This is a genomic window from Mesorhizobium sp. M0145, assembly GCF_040322355.1.
GTDB lineage: Bacteria > Pseudomonadota > Alphaproteobacteria > Rhizobiales > Rhizobiaceae > Mesorhizobium.
The window spans coordinates 48,376-65,752 of sequence record NZ_JAMYTK010000010.1; the positions used below are offsets into that span (position 1 = coordinate 48,376).

The 17,377-nt window shown below is 63.6% G+C and carries 20 protein-coding genes; 10 read left to right on the forward strand and 10 right to left on the reverse strand.

The genetic code is table 11. The annotated features are described in order from the left end of the window. The first annotated feature begins 72 nt into the window (after window positions 1-72). From NKJ28_RS16400 to rpsP, 7 genes are all read left to right on the forward strand, one after another. Complete coding sequence (locus NKJ28_RS16400; RefSeq protein ID WP_023680727.1) at window positions 73-1,320, forward strand: flavin monoamine oxidase family protein; 1,248 nt, start codon at window positions 73-75, stop codon at window positions 1,318-1,320. A 90-nt stretch (window positions 1,321-1,410) separates the two neighbouring features. After that, complete coding sequence (locus NKJ28_RS16405; RefSeq protein WP_352624827.1) at window positions 1,411-2,505, forward strand: zinc-binding metallopeptidase family protein; 1,095 nt, start codon at window positions 1,411-1,413, stop codon at window positions 2,503-2,505. 63 nt (window positions 2,506-2,568) lie between these two features. After that, a complete protein-coding gene (locus NKJ28_RS16410) occupies window positions 2,569-3,171 on the forward strand; it encodes a DUF1236 domain-containing protein (RefSeq protein WP_352636457.1) in 603 nt (200 codons plus the stop codon). A gap of 151 nt (window positions 3,172-3,322) precedes the next feature. Beyond that, a complete protein-coding gene (locus tag NKJ28_RS16415; RefSeq protein WP_352636458.1) occupies window positions 3,323-4,291 on the forward strand; it encodes a CPBP family intramembrane glutamic endopeptidase in 969 nt (322 codons plus the stop codon). Between the two features lie 308 nt (window positions 4,292-4,599). After that, window positions 4,600-6,216, forward strand: coding sequence for a signal recognition particle protein (gene ffh, locus NKJ28_RS16420; RefSeq protein WP_352458686.1), 1,617 nt, complete (start codon window positions 4,600-4,602; stop codon window positions 6,214-6,216). 7 nt (window positions 6,217-6,223) lie between these two features. After that, window positions 6,224-6,550 carry a chorismate mutase gene (locus NKJ28_RS16425; RefSeq protein ID WP_352636459.1) on the forward strand — a complete coding sequence of 109 codons (327 nt, stop codon included), beginning with the start codon at window positions 6,224-6,226 and terminating at the stop codon, window positions 6,548-6,550. Window positions 6,551-6,600: 50 nt separating this feature from the next. Then, window positions 6,601-7,002, forward strand: coding sequence for a 30S ribosomal protein S16 (gene rpsP, locus NKJ28_RS16430; protein ID WP_352636460.1), 402 nt, complete (start codon window positions 6,601-6,603; stop codon window positions 7,000-7,002). Between the two features lie 72 nt (window positions 7,003-7,074). On the opposite strand, the gene NKJ28_RS16435 is transcribed toward rpsP, so the two are convergent. Both NKJ28_RS16435 and NKJ28_RS16440 read right to left on the reverse strand, forming a co-directional pair. Continuing rightward, on the reverse strand, window positions 7,075-7,338 hold the full coding sequence (locus tag NKJ28_RS16435; RefSeq protein ID WP_352636461.1) for a YMGG-like glycine zipper-containing protein: 264 nt from the start codon (window positions 7,336-7,338) through the stop codon (window positions 7,075-7,077). A gap of 191 nt (window positions 7,339-7,529) precedes the next feature. Then, complete coding sequence (locus tag NKJ28_RS16440) at window positions 7,530-7,934, reverse strand: DoxX family protein (RefSeq protein WP_502898229.1); 405 nt, start codon at window positions 7,932-7,934, stop codon at window positions 7,530-7,532. Between the two features lie 266 nt (window positions 7,935-8,200). Between NKJ28_RS16440 and NKJ28_RS16445 the strand changes: the two genes are divergently transcribed. Beyond that, entirely contained in the window at window positions 8,201-8,608 is a 408-nt protein-coding gene (locus NKJ28_RS16445) for an ACT domain-containing protein (RefSeq protein ID WP_352577286.1), read from the forward strand. Window positions 8,609-8,887: 279 nt separating this feature from the next. Here the strand turns inward: NKJ28_RS16445 and NKJ28_RS16450 are convergent, their stop codons facing one another. Next, window positions 8,888-9,922 (reverse strand): aspartate-semialdehyde dehydrogenase, encoded by a 1,035-nt coding sequence (locus NKJ28_RS16450; RefSeq protein WP_023680535.1) that lies wholly within the window; start codon window positions 9,920-9,922, stop codon window positions 8,888-8,890. A 106-nt stretch (window positions 9,923-10,028) separates the two neighbouring features. Then, on the reverse strand, window positions 10,029-10,178 hold the full coding sequence (locus tag NKJ28_RS16455) for a hypothetical protein (protein ID WP_352624814.1): 150 nt from the start codon (window positions 10,176-10,178) through the stop codon (window positions 10,029-10,031). A gap of 201 nt (window positions 10,179-10,379) precedes the next feature. Between NKJ28_RS16455 and NKJ28_RS16460 the strand changes: the two genes are divergently transcribed. Further along, the gene (locus tag NKJ28_RS16460) at window positions 10,380-12,212 is read left to right on the forward strand and encodes a DEAD/DEAH box helicase (RefSeq protein ID WP_352636463.1); all 1,833 of its coding nucleotides are present in this window, start codon (window positions 10,380-10,382) and stop codon (window positions 12,210-12,212) included. Window positions 12,213-12,300: 88 nt separating this feature from the next. Beyond that, window positions 12,301-13,008 carry a DUF805 domain-containing protein gene (locus NKJ28_RS16465; protein ID WP_352636464.1) on the forward strand — a complete coding sequence of 236 codons (708 nt, stop codon included), beginning with the start codon at window positions 12,301-12,303 and terminating at the stop codon, window positions 13,006-13,008. Here NKJ28_RS16465 and NKJ28_RS16470 read toward each other — a convergent pair. The 6 genes from NKJ28_RS16470 to leuD all read right to left on the reverse strand — a co-directional run bounded on the left by NKJ28_RS16470 (window position 12,998) and on the right by leuD (window position 17,225). Then, complete coding sequence (locus NKJ28_RS16470) at window positions 12,998-13,483, reverse strand: GNAT family N-acetyltransferase (RefSeq protein ID WP_352636465.1); 486 nt, start codon at window positions 13,481-13,483, stop codon at window positions 12,998-13,000. The two genes, NKJ28_RS16465 and NKJ28_RS16470, sit on opposite strands and share 11 nt — an antisense overlap. A 4-nt stretch (window positions 13,484-13,487) precedes the next feature. Beyond that, window positions 13,488-14,591 carry a 3-isopropylmalate dehydrogenase gene (gene leuB, locus NKJ28_RS16475; RefSeq protein WP_352636466.1) on the reverse strand — a complete coding sequence of 368 codons (1,104 nt, stop codon included), beginning with the start codon at window positions 14,589-14,591 and terminating at the stop codon, window positions 13,488-13,490. 138 nt (window positions 14,592-14,729) lie between these two features. Further along, window positions 14,730-15,080, reverse strand: coding sequence for a VOC family protein (locus NKJ28_RS16480; RefSeq protein WP_031213189.1), 351 nt, complete (start codon window positions 15,078-15,080; stop codon window positions 14,730-14,732). 51 nt (window positions 15,081-15,131) lie between these two features. Further along, entirely contained in the window at window positions 15,132-15,515 is a 384-nt protein-coding gene (locus NKJ28_RS16485) for a RidA family protein (protein ID WP_352636467.1), read from the reverse strand. A gap of 113 nt (window positions 15,516-15,628) precedes the next feature. Beyond that, window positions 15,629-16,558, reverse strand: coding sequence for an Ivy family c-type lysozyme inhibitor (locus NKJ28_RS16490; RefSeq protein ID WP_352636468.1), 930 nt, complete (start codon window positions 16,556-16,558; stop codon window positions 15,629-15,631). Between the two features lie 61 nt (window positions 16,559-16,619). Further along, the gene (gene leuD / locus NKJ28_RS16495; protein WP_292663076.1) at window positions 16,620-17,225 is read right to left on the reverse strand and encodes a 3-isopropylmalate dehydratase small subunit; all 606 of its coding nucleotides are present in this window, start codon (window positions 17,223-17,225) and stop codon (window positions 16,620-16,622) included. Window positions 17,226-17,377: the final 152 nt, after the last annotated feature.

The following is a 17,377-nucleotide window of genomic DNA, read 5'->3' on the forward strand; positions in this document are numbered from 1 at the left end:
ATCCACCACACTGGCGGACGCCCGGGAATTTGCCTACGATCAAGTAATTATTGTGGCGGGGACAGAATAAGCATGGAAGACGTTGATGTCGTGATCATCGGCGCCGGTTCAGCCGGGCTTTCGGCTTCCAAGACCCTGCGCGCTGCCGGTTTTTCCTTCAAATTGTTGGAAGCGGTGAACCGCATTGGCGGCCGCGCCTGGACCAGCGACCAGCATTTCGGCGTGCCGTTCGACATCGGCTGCGCCTGGCTGCATGCCGCGGACCGCAATCCCTACTTTCCCGAGGCGAAGGCCGCTGCCTGGACGCTTCATCACCACGACATGAATGTCGATCATCTCTATTACCGTGAGCGAAAGGCAAGCGAAGCCGAGGAGGCGGCGATGAAGGTGGCCGACGCAAGGCTGTTCGAACTGGTGGCGGCACATCAGGTGAGGGAAGGCGACGACGACCGCCTTTCGGCATTGCTCGCCAAGGGACACGCGCCGCGCGCCGCCGCAACCTTCGCCGGGCCGATGGATTTCGGCGCCGACGAGGACGAGATATCGATCCGCGACTTTCAGGCCGCCGCCGATCTCGATCCGAATTATTTCACCAGGGAAGGCTTCGGTACGCTGGTTGCCCGCTTCGGTGCCGATGTGCCGGTGGAACTGTCGACGCCGGTGCGCAAGATCGTCTGGGATGGGCCGGGCGTAGCCTGCGTCACCGATCGCGGTACCATCTGCGCCAAGGCGGTCATCGTCACTGCCTCCCCGGCAGTGCTCGCCTTCGAGGAGATTGCGTTCTCGCCTGCACTCCCCGATGCCCATTTCGCCGCCTTCTTCGACCTGCCGATGGGCATGCTGACCAAGCTGCCGGTCGAAATATCCGGTACAAGACTCGGCCTGGAGCCGTTCGACGATTTGCTGATCGAGCGGTTGGCCCGGCACGACATCTACTTCCTCTGCTTTCCCTTCGACCTCGATTTGATGGTCGGTTTCGTCGGCGGCGATTTCGCTTGGGAGATGTCGGCGGCGGGCGAGGCGGCGGGCATCGACTTCGTCGTCGACCGGCTCTGCGGCATCTTTGGCGGCGACATACGAAAGCATGTCGGACGCGCAATGATGACCAATTGGGGCGCTGAGCGGTTCGTGCGCGGCGCCTATGCGGCGGCGCGGCCCGGCCGCTCGCAAGCGCGCGCCACGCTGATGCAGCCCGTGGCGGAAAAGATCTTCTTCGCCGGCGAGCATTTGGCAGGTCCGCTGATGCAGACCTGCGGCGGCGCCAGATTGTCAGGCGAGGCAGTGGCCAAGGAGGTCGTCGCCCAGCTTGCGGCAAAATAGCATCGGCCGGCAGGAACGTGGGCAGCTGACAGGCGTTTGGCGTTCTCCTGCTCGTATCGTCCTCCGCATTTCGAATGATTTGAGACGCCAATGAAGCTTTTCGACTGCCCGCATTGCGGCCACCGTCTCTATTTCGAGAACGCGCAATGCCTGAACTGCGCCAGCCTCGTGCTCTACGATCCCGAGCATGCGCGCTTCGCGCTGTCCGGCGCCGACGTCTTCCATTGCACCAATGCCGACGAATGCGCCTGCAACTGGATGGCGGAGCCCGGCCACGCCTTCTGCCGCGCCTGTGCGCTGAACCAGCTGATCCCGGATCTGTCGGTCGACGGCAACCGCCGCCGCTGGATCCGTGTCGAGGCGGCAAAGAAGCGTGCCGTCTATTCGCTGCTCGCCTTCGGCCTGCCGGTCGCACCCAAGCAGGAAGTTGGCGACGAGATCGGTCTCGCTTTCGATTTTCTTGCCGATCCGATCGGCGGCGGTCCGGGCGGCGAACGTATCCTGACCGGTCATGACAACGGCCGGATCACGCTCAACGTCGCCGAGGCGGATTCGGCAGAGCGCGAACGGCGGCGCGTCGAGATGGGCGAGAACTACCGCACGCTGCTCGGCCATTTCCGCCATGAGCTCGGCCATTATTACTGGGACCGCCTGATCCGCGACGATTCGCAAAAGCTTGCCGGTTTTCGCGCTTTGTTCGGCGACGAGCGCGCCGGCTACGAACAGGCGCTGAAGACCTATTATGCCGATGGCGCGCCGCCCGACTGGCAGCAGCGCCATATCTCGGCCTATGCGACGTCGCACCCATGGGAGGACTGGGCCGAGACATGGGCGCATCACATGCACATCACCGACACGCTGGAGATGGTGCATGCCCTGAATTTCCCGCTCGGCCGGCTGGAAACCGTTGAAGCCAACGAGCTGCCGCGCGCCGATACCGGCGGCAAGCTGCAGCCGGCACCATCGGAACCCGCCTCCAGGCCAGAGCCTTTCGAAAGGATTCTCGACCGCTGGCTGGTGCTGTCGGAGGCGTCCAACTCGATCAACCGCTGCATGGGCCTGCCCGATCTCTATCCCTTCGTCATCTCGGACGTGGCGGCGCAAAAACTTGCTTTTGTTCACGAGCTTTTGACCGACCTGCTGAAAACGACTGGAACAAATCGTGAGCCGGCCGAAGCCTTTTAGCCGGAACGCATGCGGCTTTGCTTCGTTTTCCGTGCCAAGGGACTGTGAAACGGAGAGAAGACCATGAAACGCATATTGTTTCCGGCGGTGGCCGGAGCGCTCATAGCGATGTCGGGCTCTGCATTGGCCGACACCGCCGTCTCGGCCATCACTGATCTCAATGTACGCGCCGGCCCCGGCCCGCAATATCCGGTGATCGGCGTGCTCGCGGCCGGCCAGTCGGCGACGCTCGACGGCTGCATCGCCAACAGCAAATGGTGCACTATCGCCGAGGCTAACGGCCAGGGCTGGGTCTATTCCGACTATGTGACGGCCGATTTCGGCGGCAGCCGTGTGGTCCTGACACAGCGTCCGGCCAGCGCCGACATTGCCGTCGTGACGCCGCCCGCCGCTAGCGCCGAATATTCCGACAGCTACACCGGAGCGATCGTTGCGGGCGAGGCGATCGAGCCTATCCGGAGACCGCCGGCCGAGATCCGTACCTATGTCCGTACGCATCGGCTCGATCCGGTCTATCTCGAGGGCGAGGTGGTGACGGGCGGGACGTTGCCTGACACCGTCGAGCTGCGCGAGATTCCGGACTATGACTACCGCTACGTCTACGTGAACGGTCAGCCGGCGCTGATCGATCCGGACACAAGGCGCATCATGTACGTCGTGCGCTGACGATACAAACAGGGCGGTCGCCCTGCAGTAGCGGCGGCCGCTCACAAACCTCGATATCGCCACAGGCCGGCATTGCCGATGCAATACCGGTTTCCACATTGGGGCCGATGTTCTAGATCTTGCGAGCCGAAGCACCAGCCAGCGAGCCCGCGTGACGATCGACCCCACCGCCTTCCAACAGTACCGGCACACCGCCAACAACAAGACCACTTTGCCGCGGCTTCTGCTTGGAGCGGTGGTCGTCATACTGTTCTGGCTCGGAACCACTGCCGCCGTGCTGTTCGGCGGCACCTATGCCTTTGCCGTTTGGCAGGCATCGTCTGGCACCGCCCCGCCAGGTGGAGGAGCGGTGCAGGATTTCATGGCCTCTCCTGCGGGCATCCTCGCGGCGCTGGCTTCATTTGCCGGAATCTGGCTCGGCCTTTGGGCTGCCATGCGCTGGATCCATCGCGAGAAGCTGACAGCCCTGATTGGCGTCAGCCGGCGCATTTCTTGGTCGGGGTTCCTGAAAGGACTGACCGCGGTGCTGATCACCTCGCTGCTTTCGGAGATCCTGCTTTATGGTTTGCAGCCCGACATCGCGCGCGGCGCGATCGGCCTGTCCGCGTGGCTTTCGTTCCTGATCCCGATCGCCGCCCTGACCTTTCTGCAGACCTCGTCGGAGGAGATGCTGTTTCGCGGTTATCTGCTCAGGGGCCTGGCGAGCCGGTTCCAGAACCCTTTCATCTGGGCGCTGCTGCCGGGATTGCTGTTCACCTCCCTGCACTGGAGCCCAGGTTCGAGCGCTGCCATCAATGCCTGCGTGCTGGCCTCGATCGCCGCCTTTGCGCTGCTGCTGACGCTTCTGGTCTATGCAACCGGCAATCTCGGTGCCGGCTTTGGTGCCCACCTCGGCAACAATCTGACGGGCTTCCTGCTGATTTCGCACCAGCAAAGCTATAATTCCTTCGCCCTGTTCAACGCCAAGCCGCTCGAAGCCGCCGGCTGGACGACTTCAGACGCCGTCCTCATCGCTTCGATCGGCATCGTCAGCAGCCTGTTGACCGTTCTGCTGCTTTTACATCCGCGCTCACCGCTGAAGGTTGAGCCGGATATGGCGCGCGCCGGCGGCGTGCGCTGATGTGCATTGCCTGGTCGTCCCTGCTATTTGGCGCAAAGCTTGACCAAAGCTTGACTCTGCGGCCGATTTCCTGTCTACACGCCGCGAATTCCGCGACGAGTATTCCTCCGAGCAAACCGACCGGGACGCCGAAACCTCTTTGAGGTGAAGTGCTGTAAATCGATCCCGGAGGCCAACACCCGGCAGCGCTGTGCGCCCCCGGGTGCTTTTTGGCTTTGGGCTTTGCCCAGACCGGCTTTTGCTTGGACAGTTGGCGCGAACGCATTACCTCTCGGGCATCATCCGGGTGCCAGGGAAAAGGAAAAAGAATGTTTGAATCGCTACAGGAACGTCTTGGTTCGATCCTGAACGGCCTCACCGGCCGCGGCGCCTTGTCGGAGGCTGATGTCTCGGCGGCGCTGCGCGAGGTGCGCCGTGCGTTGCTTGAGGCCGACGTGGCGCTGGAAGTGGTGCGTTCCTTCACCGACAAGGTGCGCGAGAAGGCCGTCGGCGCCGCCGTGGTCAAGTCGATCAAGCCCGGCCAGATGGTCGTCAAGATCGTCCATGACGAGCTGGTCGAGATGCTCGGCGCCGAGGGCGTCGCCATCGACCTCAATGCACCGGCTCCGGTCGTCATCATGATGGTCGGCTTGCAGGGTTCCGGCAAGACGACGACCTCGGCCAAGATCGCCAGGCGCCTCGCCGACCGTCAAAACAAGAAAGTCTTGATGGCCTCGCTCGACACGCGGCGTCCCGCCGCGCAAGAGCAGCTCCGCCAGCTCGGCGAGCAGGTCAAGGTCGCCACATTGCCGATCGTCGCCGGCCAGACGCCGGTCGATATCGCCCGCCGCGCCGTGCAGGCGGCCAAGCTCGGCGGCCATGACGTCGTCATCCTCGACACCGCCGGCCGCACCCATATCGACGAGCCGTTGATGGTCGAGATGGCCGACATCAAGAAGATGTCGTCGCCGCACGAGATCCTGCTGGTCGCCGATTCGCTGACCGGCCAGGACGCCGTCAATCTGGCAAAAAGCTTCGACGAGCGCGTCGGCATCACCGGCCTCGTGCTGACCCGCATGGACGGCGACGGCCGCGGTGGTGCGGCGCTCTCGATGCGCGCCGTCACCGGTAAGCCGATCAAGCTGATCGGCACCGGCGAAAAAATGGACGCGCTGGAGGAATTCCACCCCAAGCGCATCGCCGACCGCATCCTCGGCATGGGCGACATCGTCAGCCTCGTCGAAAAGGCGGCCGAGAACATCGACGCCGAACAGGCCGCGGCGATGGCCAGGAAGATGCAGTCGGGCAAGTTCGACCTGAACGACCTCGCCGGCCAGCTTCAGCAAATGTCGAAAATGGGTGGCATGGGTGGCATCATGGGCATGATGCCCGGCATGGGCAAGATGAAGGACCAGATGGCCGCCGCCGGGCTCGACGACAAGATGTTCGGTCGCCAGCTCGCCATCATCTCGTCGATGACCAAGGCCGAGCGCGCCAACCCCGATATTCTGAAGCACTCGCGCAAGAAGCGCATCGCCGCCGGCTCGGGTACTGACGCGGCCGAAATCAACAAACTGTTGAAGATGCATCGCGGCATGGCCGACATGATGAAGGCGATGGGCGGCAAGGGCAAAGGCGGCGGCCTGATGCGCGGCATGATGGGCGGCCTCGCTTCCAAGATGGGGCTCGGCGGCATGATGCCTGGCGGCGCAGGCGGCATGATGGGCGGCGGCATGCCGGATCTCTCCAAGATGGACCCCAAGCAGCTCGACGCCTTGCAGAAGCAGGCGCAGGCGGCCGGGCTCGGCGGCATGAAGGGCCTGCCCGGTGGTCTTCCCGGTGGCGGTGGTCTGCCTGGGCTGCCCGGCGGCATGAAACTTCCCGGCCTGCCGGGCGGTGGCGGGCTGCCAATGCTTGGCAAGAATGGCCTCGGCAAGAAGAAGTGAGGGCGCCATGAACGAAGAGAAGGACATAGCGGACGCGCGTGCGGCACTGGCCAATTATCGCGCCTCGATCGACAATATCGACGCGGCGCTGATCCACATGCTGGCCGAGCGCTTCCGCTGCACCAAGGCAGTCGGCGTGCTGAAGGCGGAACATGGCCTGCCGCCTGCCGACCCGGCGCGCGAGCAGGAGCAGATCGCCCGTCTTCGCCAACTGGCGAAGGACGCCCATCTCGACCCGGATTTCGCGGAGAAATTCCTGAACTTCGTCGTCCGCGAAGTGATCCGCCATCACGAGCAGATCGCCGCATCCAACGGCGTAGCGAAAACCGGCTGAGGACCAGCCACCAACCGATCAACCAAATCAGAGCTTTTAGGAGAAAAGAAATGCCACTGAAAATCCGATTGGCCCGTGCGGGCTCGAAGAAGCGTCCCTATTACCATGTCGTCGTCGCCGACGCGCGTTCGCCGCGCGACGGCCGTTTCATCGAGTCGCTCGGCTCATGGAATCCGCTGCTGCCCAAGGACGGCGAACGCGTCAAGGTCGACGCCGAGCGCGTCAAGCATTGGCTGTCGCATGGCGCCCAGCCGACCGACCGCGTGCTGCGCTTCCTCGATGAAGCCGGCATCGCCAAGCGCGAAGCGCGCGCCAACCCGAAAAAGGCCGAGCCCGGCAAGAAGGCGCAGGAGCGCGCAGCCTTGCTGAAGAAGGCGCAGGAAGATGCCGCCGCGGCCGCTGCCGCCGCCGCAGCCGCGCCGGCCGAGGCGGAAGCCGCCAGCGCCGAATAAATCATCTCCACAACCACGAAACGGCGGGCCCTGCCCGCCGTTTTGCTATTGCATCCATATGATGCGGCCCGATCAATAGCCTTCCGGGCAACTCGCAACGTAGACACGACCGTTACGATCGCGATAACGGCATTGGCCGCTTTCGCTGGCACGGCCGATCAGTGCACCGGCCAAAGCGCCGGCCGCACCGCCGATCACCGCGCCCTTGGTCGGGTTGCCGGCCACAGCAGCGCCGACCGCCGCACCGCCCAGGCCACCAACTGCCGCGCCTTGCTCAGTACGGGAGCAGGCACCGAGCGGGACCAGCAAGGCCATCAAGATTATCACCTTTTTCATTGTCGTTCCTCTCCAACAGGGTGCCGTCCTCGCCGCTGCACCGCCTAACTCGCAACCAGGCGATTTGATCCAAAGAAGAAGATCGGCTGCCGCCCGGCGGCGCTCAATTTGATCCAAAGAGTAGAAAGGCGGCGGCAGACCGCGCCCGCTCTGGCGGCGTGGCCACCATCGAACGGCTTTCGATGTCGCCGCTATTGGCTGAACGGGAACAACGCGCGCACCCTTGGATCGCGCAGATACAGGCCACCCCAGAGGACGGCGCCGAGATAGACGCCGAACAGTATGTGCGAGAACAAGGGGCTGCCGATACGCACATGCGTGGCGACGGCGCCGCCGAGATAGGCGGTGAGCAGGATGGCGCCGAGCACCGAGGTGCGTGGCAGCGCGTAAAGCGCTGTCGAGACCAATCCAATGGTGCCGAGCATGCGCGAGACATTGGCATCGGCCGGCCAGCCGAGCTGCACCATGGTCTGGGTGACGATTTCGAGCGGCGGTAGCTTGATGACGCCGTCGAAGATCATGAACAGCACGATGACGGCGCTGAGCACGCGGCCGGCCCACAGGGCACGCGGTGAGACGGGTGTTGCCCGAGACATGGTCATTGATGTTCCTCCGGTCGTTGTGAGCACTGGCTCCTTCGCCAGCTCGAACCAAGGACGCGGCCCATGACGGCGATCCGACACGCCTCCAGCTCTTTTTCAGCTCCGGGGGACGGCGACCTTGGATGTGCAAGTTCAGTCAGCAACGAACCTGGCCAAGTCCACCTTGCGGGGTGAGGTGGAGGGCGTTATTGAAAATCCGTAGAGGTGTCTTCCGAGCGCTCGACGGCAACCACCGCCTGATCGCACAATGAAAGCAACCGATGGCCGGAGAGACCGACCTGAAAAAGTTGCTGGCGGCAATGACGCCGGAATTGCTTGCCGGCGTTCATGTCTTCACCACGTTGCCACCCGATGCGCCCGTTCCCGACAGGCTCCACCCGGTGATGCTATTTCGCGAGCGCGAGGGCACGACGCTGATCGTGCTTGAAGACCATGCCAAGGCCGCTGGACTGAAAACCGTGTTCCGCTGCCGGATGCTGACGCTGAACATCCATTCGTCGCTGGAAGCGGTCGGCTTCCTCGCCGCCATCACCGCGCGGCTGGCCACCGCCGGCATCGGCGTCAATCCGGTCTCGGCCTTCTACCACGATCATCTGTTCGTGCCCGCCGACCGGGCGGAGGAGGCGCTGGAGTTGCTGTTGGACCTAGCGGAGGAGAACCGGCTGTGACGCCGTCGCCTTGCTGCCTATTTGAGACGCCTGTACCCCTCATCCGCCTGCCGGCACCTTCTCCCCGTGAACGGGGAGAAGGGCGCTAACGGCCGAAGGCCGAGCCCGCGACTGCGGGCCGCCGGCCTTCCGGCGCCCCCGCGGAGGCCAGCCGCGTAGCGGCGATACGGCCGTGAGCGAAACAACCGCCGAAGGCCGAGCCTGCGACCGCAGGCCGCCGGTCGTCCGGCGCCCCCGCGGAGGGCCAGCCGCGACAGCAGCGATACGGCCGTGAGCGAACTATGCCGCCTTCTTCTTCGGCTGGATCAGCCCGCGCTCGACCAGCAGCTCGGCGATCTGCACCGCATTGAGTGCCGCGCCCTTGCGCAGATTGTCGGAGACGATCCACATCGACAGGCCGTTGTCGATGGTCGAATCCTCGCGGATACGCGAGATGAAGGTGGCGTCCTCGCCGGCCGATTCCAGCGGCGTGATGTAGCCGCCGTCCTCGCGCTTGTCGATGACCTGGCAGCCCGGCGCCTCGCGCAGGATCTCGCGCGCCTCATCTGCGGTGATCGGCTTCTCGAACTCGATGTTGACCGCTTCCGAATGGCCGATGAACACCGGTACGCGCACGCAGGTCGCCGTCAGCTTGATCTTCGGGTCGAGCATCTTCTTGGTCTCGGCCACCATCTTCCACTCTTCCTTGGTGAAGCCGTCGTCGAGGAAGACGTCGATATGCGGGATGACGTTGAAGGCGATACGCTTGGTGAACTTCTTGACGTCGACCTGGTCGGCGACAAACACCGCGCGCGTCTGCGTGAACAATTCGTCCATGCCTTCCTTGCCGGCGCCGGAGACCGACTGGTAGGTGGCGACGACGACGCGCTTGATGGTGGCCGCATCATGCAGCGGCTTCAGCGCCACGACCAGCTGCGCCGTCGAGCAGTTCGGGTTGGCGATGATGTTCTTGCGCGTGAACAGCGAGATCGCATCCGGGTTCACTTCCGGAACGATCAGCGGCACGTCCTGGTCGTAACGGAAGGCCGACGAATTGTCGATGACGACGCAGCCCTGCTTGCCGATCTTCGGCGACCATTCCTTGGAGACGTTGCCGCCGGCCGACATGATGCAGATGTCGGTGTCTGAAAAATCATATTGGTCGAGCGCCCTGACCTTCAGCGTGCGGTCGCCGAACGACACTTCCGTGCCCTGGCTGCGCCGCGAGGCCAGCGCCACCACCTCGCTCACCGGAAAGCCGCGTTCCTCCAGTATGTTGAGCATTTCCCGGCCCACATTGCCCGTGGCGCCGACGATCGCAACCTTGAAACTCATCGAAATCTCCTGTCCCTCTCCGCTCGGTTTCTGGAGAAAACCCGCCGGCCGATGCGGGTTTCAACCCCCGGGCCGGACCCGGGAGAGGGTGGTTAGGCCAAGGGAATCAGACCGTTTTGGTGGTCGTTTTGCCGGTTTTTTTGAGCAAGAACGTGATTTTGCTGGAATGAGGAGACGCAGCGACGCGCCCGGCCCAATGGTTCGCATTGGGGCCGGGGATGTCGAAGGCAGAAAGCGCCATCAAAAGGCCGCGCATCGAAAACTATCCCGTTCGGTGCCGGCTTTTACGCGGTTTACGTCTAGAGTCAATCGCAAGCAGGCCGACCCGCCCGCCCTGTACAATGACGGCGGCACCAAGTACGAACGAGCATCGTCTGGCTCGCGGCGCCCGTCTGTGGCGCTTGCCGACATTTGACCCGTCGCCGGGTATTCAGAATCCGAATTTCGAAAGAGCAAGATGTCCAATTTCGAAGCTATTGTTCCCGCGCTGGCAAAGGCGCTGGAAAAACGCGGCTATGTCGAGCTGACGCCGGTGCAGAAGGCCGTTCTCGAGCTTGGCCAGGCCGATGCGCTGGTTTCGGCCCAGACCGGCTCCGGCAAGACCGTCGCCTTCGGTCTGGCTTTGGCGCCGACCCTTCTCGATGGCGCGGAGCGCTTTTCCCACGCGGCGGCACCCCTGGCGCTGGCCGTGGCGCCGACGCGGGAGCTGGCCCTGCAGGTAACGCGCGAGCTGGAATGGCTCTACGAACTGACCGGCGCCACGGTGGCGTCCTGCGTCGGCGGCATGGACATGCGCACCGAACGGCGCGCGCTGGAGCGCGGCGCCCATATCGTCGTGGGCACGCCCGGCCGCCTACGCGACCACATCACCCGCAATTCGCTCGACATGTCGGCGCTCAAGGCAGTGGTGCTCGACGAGGCCGACGAGATGCTCGATCTCGGCTTTCGCGAGGATCTGGAATTCATCCTCGATGCCGCACCCGCCGATCGCCGCACGCTGATGTTTTCCGCGACCGTGCCGCGCTCCATCGCCACGCTGGCCAAAGGCTACCAGCGCGATGCGGTACGCATCTCGGCCTCCGGTGAGGAAAAGCAGCATCTCGACATCGAATACCGGGCGCTGAGCGTCGCCCAGGCGGATCGCGAAAACGCCATCATCAACGTGCTGCGCTTTTACGAGGCCAAGAACGCGCTGGTGTTCTGCAACACGCGCGCCGCCGTCAACCATTTGACGGCGCGCTTCAACAATCGCAACTTTTCCGTCGTGGCGCTGTCCGGCGAGCTTAGCCAGAACGAGCGCAGCCACGCGCTACAGGCGATGCGCGACGGCCGCGCCAAGGTCTGCATCGCCACCGACGTCGCGGCACGCGGCATCGACCTGCCCAATCTCGAGCTGGTGATCCATGCCGACCTGCCGACCAACCCGGAAACGCTCCTGCACCGAAGCGGACGCACGGGTCGTGCGGGACGCAAGGGCGTCAGCGCGCTGATCGTGCCCAATAGTGCCCGCAGGCGCACCGAGCGGCTGCTGCAAAGTGCCGGCCTTGCGGCAACGTGGGCGAGCCCGCCGTCGGCCGACGACGTGATACGGCGCGACGACGAGCGCATTCTCGCCGATCCGGTCTTCAGCGAGCCTATGAAGGATGAGGAGCGCGGCTTCGTCGAGGCGCTTCTCGATCAGCACGGGCCCGAACAGGTTGCCGCCGCCTTCGTGCGGATGTGCCGCTCCAGCCACTCGGCGCCGGAGGATCTTCTCGACGTGGCAGCGTTCACGCCGTCGGGCGAAAAATTTGCGCGCCGGGACGAGACACCGAGCCGCCGCGACGATTTCGGCGACAGCGTCTGGTTCTCGCTGTCGGTCGGACGCCGGCAGAATGCCGAGCCGCGCTGGCTGATCCCGATGCTGTGCCGGACAGGCGGCATTTCCAAGCGCGAGATCGGCGCCATCAAGATGCAGCCGGAAGAAACCTTCGTGCAGATCGCGGCGGACTGGGCCGAGCGTTTCCTCGCTGCGATCGGCCCCGACCGGAAGCTGCAGGGCAACATTGCGGTCAAGCGGCTGGACGGCACGCCGGATTTGTCGCGGGCCGGCTATCAGGAACCACGGCCCGACAAGAAGCCGCACCGCGGCAAGCGCACCTTCGATCAGAACACGCCCAAATTCGAGAAGCGCGCACCGGCCGACCAGCGCCCGCCATTCGAGGCGAAGCCCTGGGCCGGGAAACCGGCCAAGGCGAAGTTCGAAGGCGGACCTGCGAAACACAAGAAATCGAAGAAACGGCCGGGGTAAATAGCCAGCACTCTCCATTTCCGCACGCCCCTTGCGGTCTGCCGGAACTTTGCACAGTCTGGGGCGGGGAAATGGGGGTGGGCAGGACATGCGCGGCGAAGTTCTTCATTACGACGAAGACCAGGGTTTCGGCTTCATCACCGGAGCCGACGGCAACCGCTACACTTTGGCGCGCGAAGATTTGCGCCGCGAAGCATCGGTTGCCGGAGGTACGACCGTCGAATTCCAGCCGGCTGGCGGACGGGCACGCGATGTTTTTTCGATCCGCGCCCAACCTGCCAGCGCGCCCACCGACGCCTCCACTGCAACCGCCGCGCCGTCTCAGGCCGGCAATGCGCCAGCGGCACGTCAGCCGCAACATTTCGGCCGTTCCGCTGAACAAAGTCCGGCCGAATCGGCCGGCCTGTGGAGCTACTTCTGGCTGGGTCTGACCGAGAATTACTTCAACTTCGCCGGCCGTGCCCGCCGCAAAGAGTATTGGGGCTATTGCCTGTTCTGGACGATCGCACTGCTCGTGGTCATAGGCATCGGTGTCTTTATCGATGGCGCAATGGGCAATACCGCTGAACTGCCGGCAGTGACGGTCGGCCTTTTCGGCCTCTTTCTGCTGGCGACAGCCCTGCCATGGTTCGGGCTGAACGTGCGTCGCCTGCACGACATCGGCCTGACCGGCTGGCTCTTCCTGCTTTTCCTGATCCCGACCTTCGGCACCGTGATCATCCTGATCTTTGCGCTGATCCCGACCCAGCCGCGCGAGAACAAGTGGGGTCCGGTGCCGGCGGGCGTCAGGGTTTAGCGATCGCCTTCAGCACCTCGCTCGAAAGCCTGAGGAAGACCTTCTGGCCCTGGCGCTCCGCGCCGAGTCCGACGTAGAAGCGCAGCGCGCCTTCGTTCCAGTCCTCCGTGGTCAGATCGATACGGCCGATGCCTTCGCGCATGCAATTGCCGGCGAGGAATGCCATCAGCGCTCGACCGACACAGTCATCGCGGGCGGTATCGCGCACGAACAGGTCCTTGAGGAACAGCAGCCGCTCGAGATCGATGCCGGGATGCGCGATCGCAACCGAGGCCAGCCCGCAAACTTCGCCATCGACGAAGGCGAGCGCAAAATGCGGATAGGATGGGCTTTCGTCGCCAAGCCATTTCTGCGCCGCCGACAAAACCTGGCTGGCGTCGAATGGCGGTTGCCGGTAATGCACCGCCATTTCGCAAAGCACGGTGGCGAGTGCCGCCGCATCCCCAGTCGTCGCCCAGCGGACGTCGACCGCCATAGGATCAGCCCAGGAACTTGGCGATGATCGCGTCGCCCATCTCAGCGGTGCCGACCTCGGTCATCCCCGGCGAATGAATATCCCTGGTGCGCAAGCCCTGATCGAGCACGGCGGCGATCGCGCCTTCCAGCCGGTCGGCCTCTTCAACCATGCCGAAGGAATAGCGCATGCACATGGCGAAGGAGGCGATCATGGCGATCGGATTGGCGATGCCCTTGCCGGCGATGTCGGGCGCCGAGCCGTGCACCGGCTCGTAGAGCGCCTTGCGCTTTTTTGTCTTCGCATCCGGCGCGCCGAGCGAGGCCGACGGCAGCATGCCGATCGAGCCGGTCAGCATGGCGGCGATGTCGGACAGCATGTCGCCGAACAGATTGTCGGTGACGATGACGTCGAACTGCTTCGGCCAGCGCACCAGCTGCATGCCGCCAGCATCGGCCAACATGTGATCGAGCTTGACGTCGGCATACCTGGCCTTGTGCGTCTGGGTGACGACCTCGTTCCACAGCACGCCCGACTTCATCACATTGCGCTTTTCCATCGAGGTGACGTGGTTCTTGCGCGTGCGCGCCAATTCGAAGGCAACGCCCGAAATGCGCTCGATCTCGAACGTATCGTATATTTGGGTGTCGATGCCGCGCTTCTGGCCGTTGCCGAGGTCGATGATCTGCTTAGGCTCGCCGAAATAGACGCCGCCGGTGAGCTCGCGCACGATCAGGATATCGAGCCCTTCGACCACCTCCTGCTTGAGCGAGGAGGACGCCGCCAGCGCCGGATAGCAGATGGCCGGCCTGAGATTGGCAAACAGCTCCATGTCCTTGCGCAGCCGCAGCAGACCCGCCTCCGGGCGCACCTCGTAAGGCACCGCATCCCATTTCGGTCCGCCGACGGCGCCGAACAGCACCGCGTCCGACGCCATTGCCTTGGCCATGTCGGCATCGGAAATCGCCGCGCCATGCGCGTCATAAGCGCAGCCGCCGACAAGGCCCTCATCGGTGACGAAATCGCTGCCGAGCTTGTCGTTCATGGCGGAAATCAGCTTCTTCACCTCGGCCATCGCCTCGGGGCCGATGCCGTCGCCGGCAAGCAGGAGAAGATTTTTCGAAGCCATGAGAACCGTTCCAATCGTTTAGCGCATGAACGCGGCCTTGCTAAACGCCAAGCAGCCGGCGCGCAAGCCCGCGGTTCAGAGCATCGGACCCAAAGGTGGAAACCGGTTTGGGAGAATCCGATGCTCAAGACAAAACGCCTACAGATGCGAAAGGATATTGACCAGCCTGCCGAACGGGTCGCGTACGAAGAAGCGCCGCACGCCCCAGGGTTCGTCCGCCGGACCGTATTCGATGGCAAAGCCGGCCGTCCTCATGCTTTCAAGCGCGGCATCGACGTCGTCGACTTCGATAGAGATGTCCGGCACCGGCGTTCCTGATCCCCCTTCGGCCATGAAACTGACCTGCACGGACATCGTCTCTTGCGAGCCATAGGTAGAGATCCAGCCCATATCCATCTTGAGATCGAGGCCGAGCACATCCTGATAGAAGGGTTTTGCCGCCGCGATATCCTGCGTGTCTATGTTTGCAACGATGCGCCTGACCTTCACCATGGGCCGATCCTCGTGCTAACCGTGTCGTTTTCGCAACCGTGACAGGCATCAGGCTGTGCGCCGCAGCGCCGTCACCTCGATCTCGATCTTCATCTCCGGCTTGTTGAGCTGGCACACGATCATCGTTGCCGCCGGCCTGATCTCGCCAAAGGCCTCGCCGAGGATCGGGAACACCACATCCACGAAAGCCACATCGGTGATATAGTAATGTGCCCGCACCACATCGGCCACGTCGAAACCGCCGTCCCCGAGCGCCTTGGCGATCGTCGCCAAGCAATTGCGCGTTTGTGCCTCTACGGTCTCCGGCATCGACATGGTCGCATAATCGTAGCCGGTCGTTCCGGACACGAAACACCAGTCGCCCTGCACCACGGCGCGCGAATAGCCGGCGGTGTTCTCGAAGGGCGAACCGGTGGAGATCAGTTTTCGCATGGTGTCCTCCTTTTTTGCAGCGTAGGCGGTTTGGCGAAAGCGGCGGTGACGGCCGATCTCCCCCCAAGTGGGGAGATGTCCGGGGCGCGCGAAAGATCGCGGCAGAACGATTTCTAATTCGCCGACCCCAGCGCCTTGTCCAGCGCTTCCTTGACGTCGGCCGGCCATGTACCCACCGCCGGCCACGCGTCCGGCTCGGGCTTGTCGCCGCGGCGGGCGAAATAGAGCTTCTGGTTGACCGGGTCGACCGCCATGAAGCCGTCATTGCCGCCGCAATCATGCGGCACGCAGCCGCTGGCAAAAAAGGCGCCCGACGCGGTTTTTTCCGTGCCGCCGCCGACCAGCAGGCTGGTCGCCATGTCGGGCATGTCCCTGCCAAGCAGTGTCTCGGCTAGTTTGTAGACCGCTTCATTGTGGAAGGCGTCGATGATGTTGTCGTATTTCGACGGATCGACGTCCTTCCAGTCGGTGCCCGGCTCCGGCATGTAGGTCAGATTGCCGGAAATCGTCAGTCCGGCCGTCGGCGACCATTGCAGCGCCGGCTTGGAATCGCCCGGCAAAAGATAGGGTACGAAATAGACGGCGCTGTCGGAGATCGCGGCCGGCGGCGCGCCGCATTCATCCTGCTCGACCGTGACCGTCTGGATCGTGCCGCCTTCCGGCTTCCAAACGATCACCTTGGCTGGGCCGCATTGATTGCCGCCGTCGCCGACATCGACCAGCGCCACCTTGACGCCGCCGACCTCGACGATCTTGTCGAAGAAGACGTCGTAATTGCGCGCCAGTTCCTTGCCGTCGAAGGCGAGTACCCGTTCCCCGTACTCTTCCTCCTGAGTGATGGTCAGCTGGCCGCCCTCGAACGGGATCGGCGCCTGTTTGTCATTGTCGGCTAGGGCCGCATTGCTCAACGCGCCCTGGTCGGCGGCCCCGCCGGACGAATCGTCAGCCGGCACGAGCACCATGTCGGTCTGTGCATGCGCCCCTGCCACCGGCATCAGAATCCACGCCAGCGCGCAGGCCCCGGCAAGAAGCGAACGTGTCATGACTGTCCCCTCCGTTCAGCCGCCACGAACCCGGCCTGTCGCGGCCAGGTCATCCTACCGCTCAGGCCCAGGGCCGCAGCTCGGCGTTCTTCTTCTCGAACGAAGCGATGGCGCCGGCCTTCTCCATGGTCAGGCCGATATCGTCGAGGCCGTTCAAGAGGCAGTGGCGCTTGAATTCGTCGAGGTCGAACTTGACCACGCCGCCGTCCGGCCCGCGTATTTCCTTGGCTTCGAGATCAACCGACAGCGTCGCGTTGGAACCGCGCGAGGCATCGTCCATCAGCTTCTCCAGGTCTTCCGGGCTGACGGTGATCGGCAAGATGCCATTCTTGAAGCAGTTGTTGTAGAAAATGTCGGCGAACGAGGTCGAGATGACGCAGCGGATGCCGAAATCGAGCAGCGCCCACGGCGCATGTTCCCGGCTCGAGCCGCAGCCGAAATTGTCGCCGGCGACCAGGATCTGCGCCTTGCGGTAGGCCGGCTTGTTGAGCACGAAGTCCGGGTTTTCCGAGCCGTCGTCCTTGTAACGCATTTCGGCGAACAGGCCGGTGCCGAGCCCCGTGCGCTTGATCGTCTTGAGATAATCCTTGGGGATGATCATGTCGGTGTCGACATTGACGATCGGCATCGGCGCGGCGACACCGGTGAGCTTGGTGAATTTTTCCATGGTTCTTGCCCGTCTTCTTCTCGTTGCGGGGAATTGCTGGCGCCCGGTTTACACAATGCCGCGGGCAAATAAAAGACGGCTGTTTTTGGACTTCCGTCGTCGATCGAAACACAAAATCGGTACAAAACAGCTTCAAAACCACCGGCCCATGG

Coding starts and splice junctions, on each gene's coding strand:
- NKJ28_RS16410 (WP_352636457.1), top strand. CDS start 2,569: ATGAAACGCATATTGTTTCCGGCGGTGGCCGGAGCGCTCATAGCGATG.
- NKJ28_RS16490 (WP_352636468.1), bottom strand. CDS start 16,558: ATGACACGTTCGCTTCTTGCCGGGGCCTGCGCGCTGGCGTGGATTCTG.
- NKJ28_RS16440 (WP_502898229.1), bottom strand. CDS start 7,934: ATGTCTCGGGCAACACCCGTCTCACCGCGTGCCCTGTGGGCCGGCCGC.
- leuD (WP_292663076.1), bottom strand. CDS start 17,225: ATGGAAAAATTCACCAAGCTCACCGGTGTCGCCGCGCCGATGCCGATC.
- NKJ28_RS16435 (WP_352636461.1), bottom strand. CDS start 7,338: ATGAAAAAGGTGATAATCTTGATGGCCTTGCTGGTCCCGCTCGGTGCC.
- NKJ28_RS16450 (WP_023680535.1), bottom strand. CDS start 9,922: ATGAGTTTCAAGGTTGCGATCGTCGGCGCCACGGGCAATGTGGGCCGG.
- rpsP (WP_352636460.1), top strand. CDS start 6,601: ATGCCACTGAAAATCCGATTGGCCCGTGCGGGCTCGAAGAAGCGTCCC.
- NKJ28_RS16470 (WP_352636465.1), bottom strand. CDS start 13,483: ATGGCGGTCGACGTCCGCTGGGCGACGACTGGGGATGCGGCGGCACTC.
- NKJ28_RS16465 (WP_352636464.1), top strand. CDS start 12,301: ATGCGCGGCGAAGTTCTTCATTACGACGAAGACCAGGGTTTCGGCTTC.
- NKJ28_RS16405 (WP_352624827.1), top strand. CDS start 1,411: ATGAAGCTTTTCGACTGCCCGCATTGCGGCCACCGTCTCTATTTCGAG.
- NKJ28_RS16455 (WP_352624814.1), bottom strand. CDS start 10,178: ATGCGCGGCCTTTTGATGGCGCTTTCTGCCTTCGACATCCCCGGCCCC.
- leuB (WP_352636466.1), bottom strand. CDS start 14,591: ATGGCTTCGAAAAATCTTCTCCTGCTTGCCGGCGACGGCATCGGCCCC.
- NKJ28_RS16445 (WP_352577286.1), top strand. CDS start 8,201: ATGGCCGGAGAGACCGACCTGAAAAAGTTGCTGGCGGCAATGACGCCG.
- NKJ28_RS16460 (WP_352636463.1), top strand. CDS start 10,380: ATGTCCAATTTCGAAGCTATTGTTCCCGCGCTGGCAAAGGCGCTGGAA.
- NKJ28_RS16485 (WP_352636467.1), bottom strand. CDS start 15,515: ATGCGAAAACTGATCTCCACCGGTTCGCCCTTCGAGAACACCGCCGGC.
- NKJ28_RS16425 (WP_352636459.1), top strand. CDS start 6,224: ATGAACGAAGAGAAGGACATAGCGGACGCGCGTGCGGCACTGGCCAAT.
- ffh (WP_352458686.1), top strand. CDS start 4,600: ATGTTTGAATCGCTACAGGAACGTCTTGGTTCGATCCTGAACGGCCTC.
- NKJ28_RS16400 (WP_023680727.1), top strand. CDS start 73: ATGGAAGACGTTGATGTCGTGATCATCGGCGCCGGTTCAGCCGGGCTT.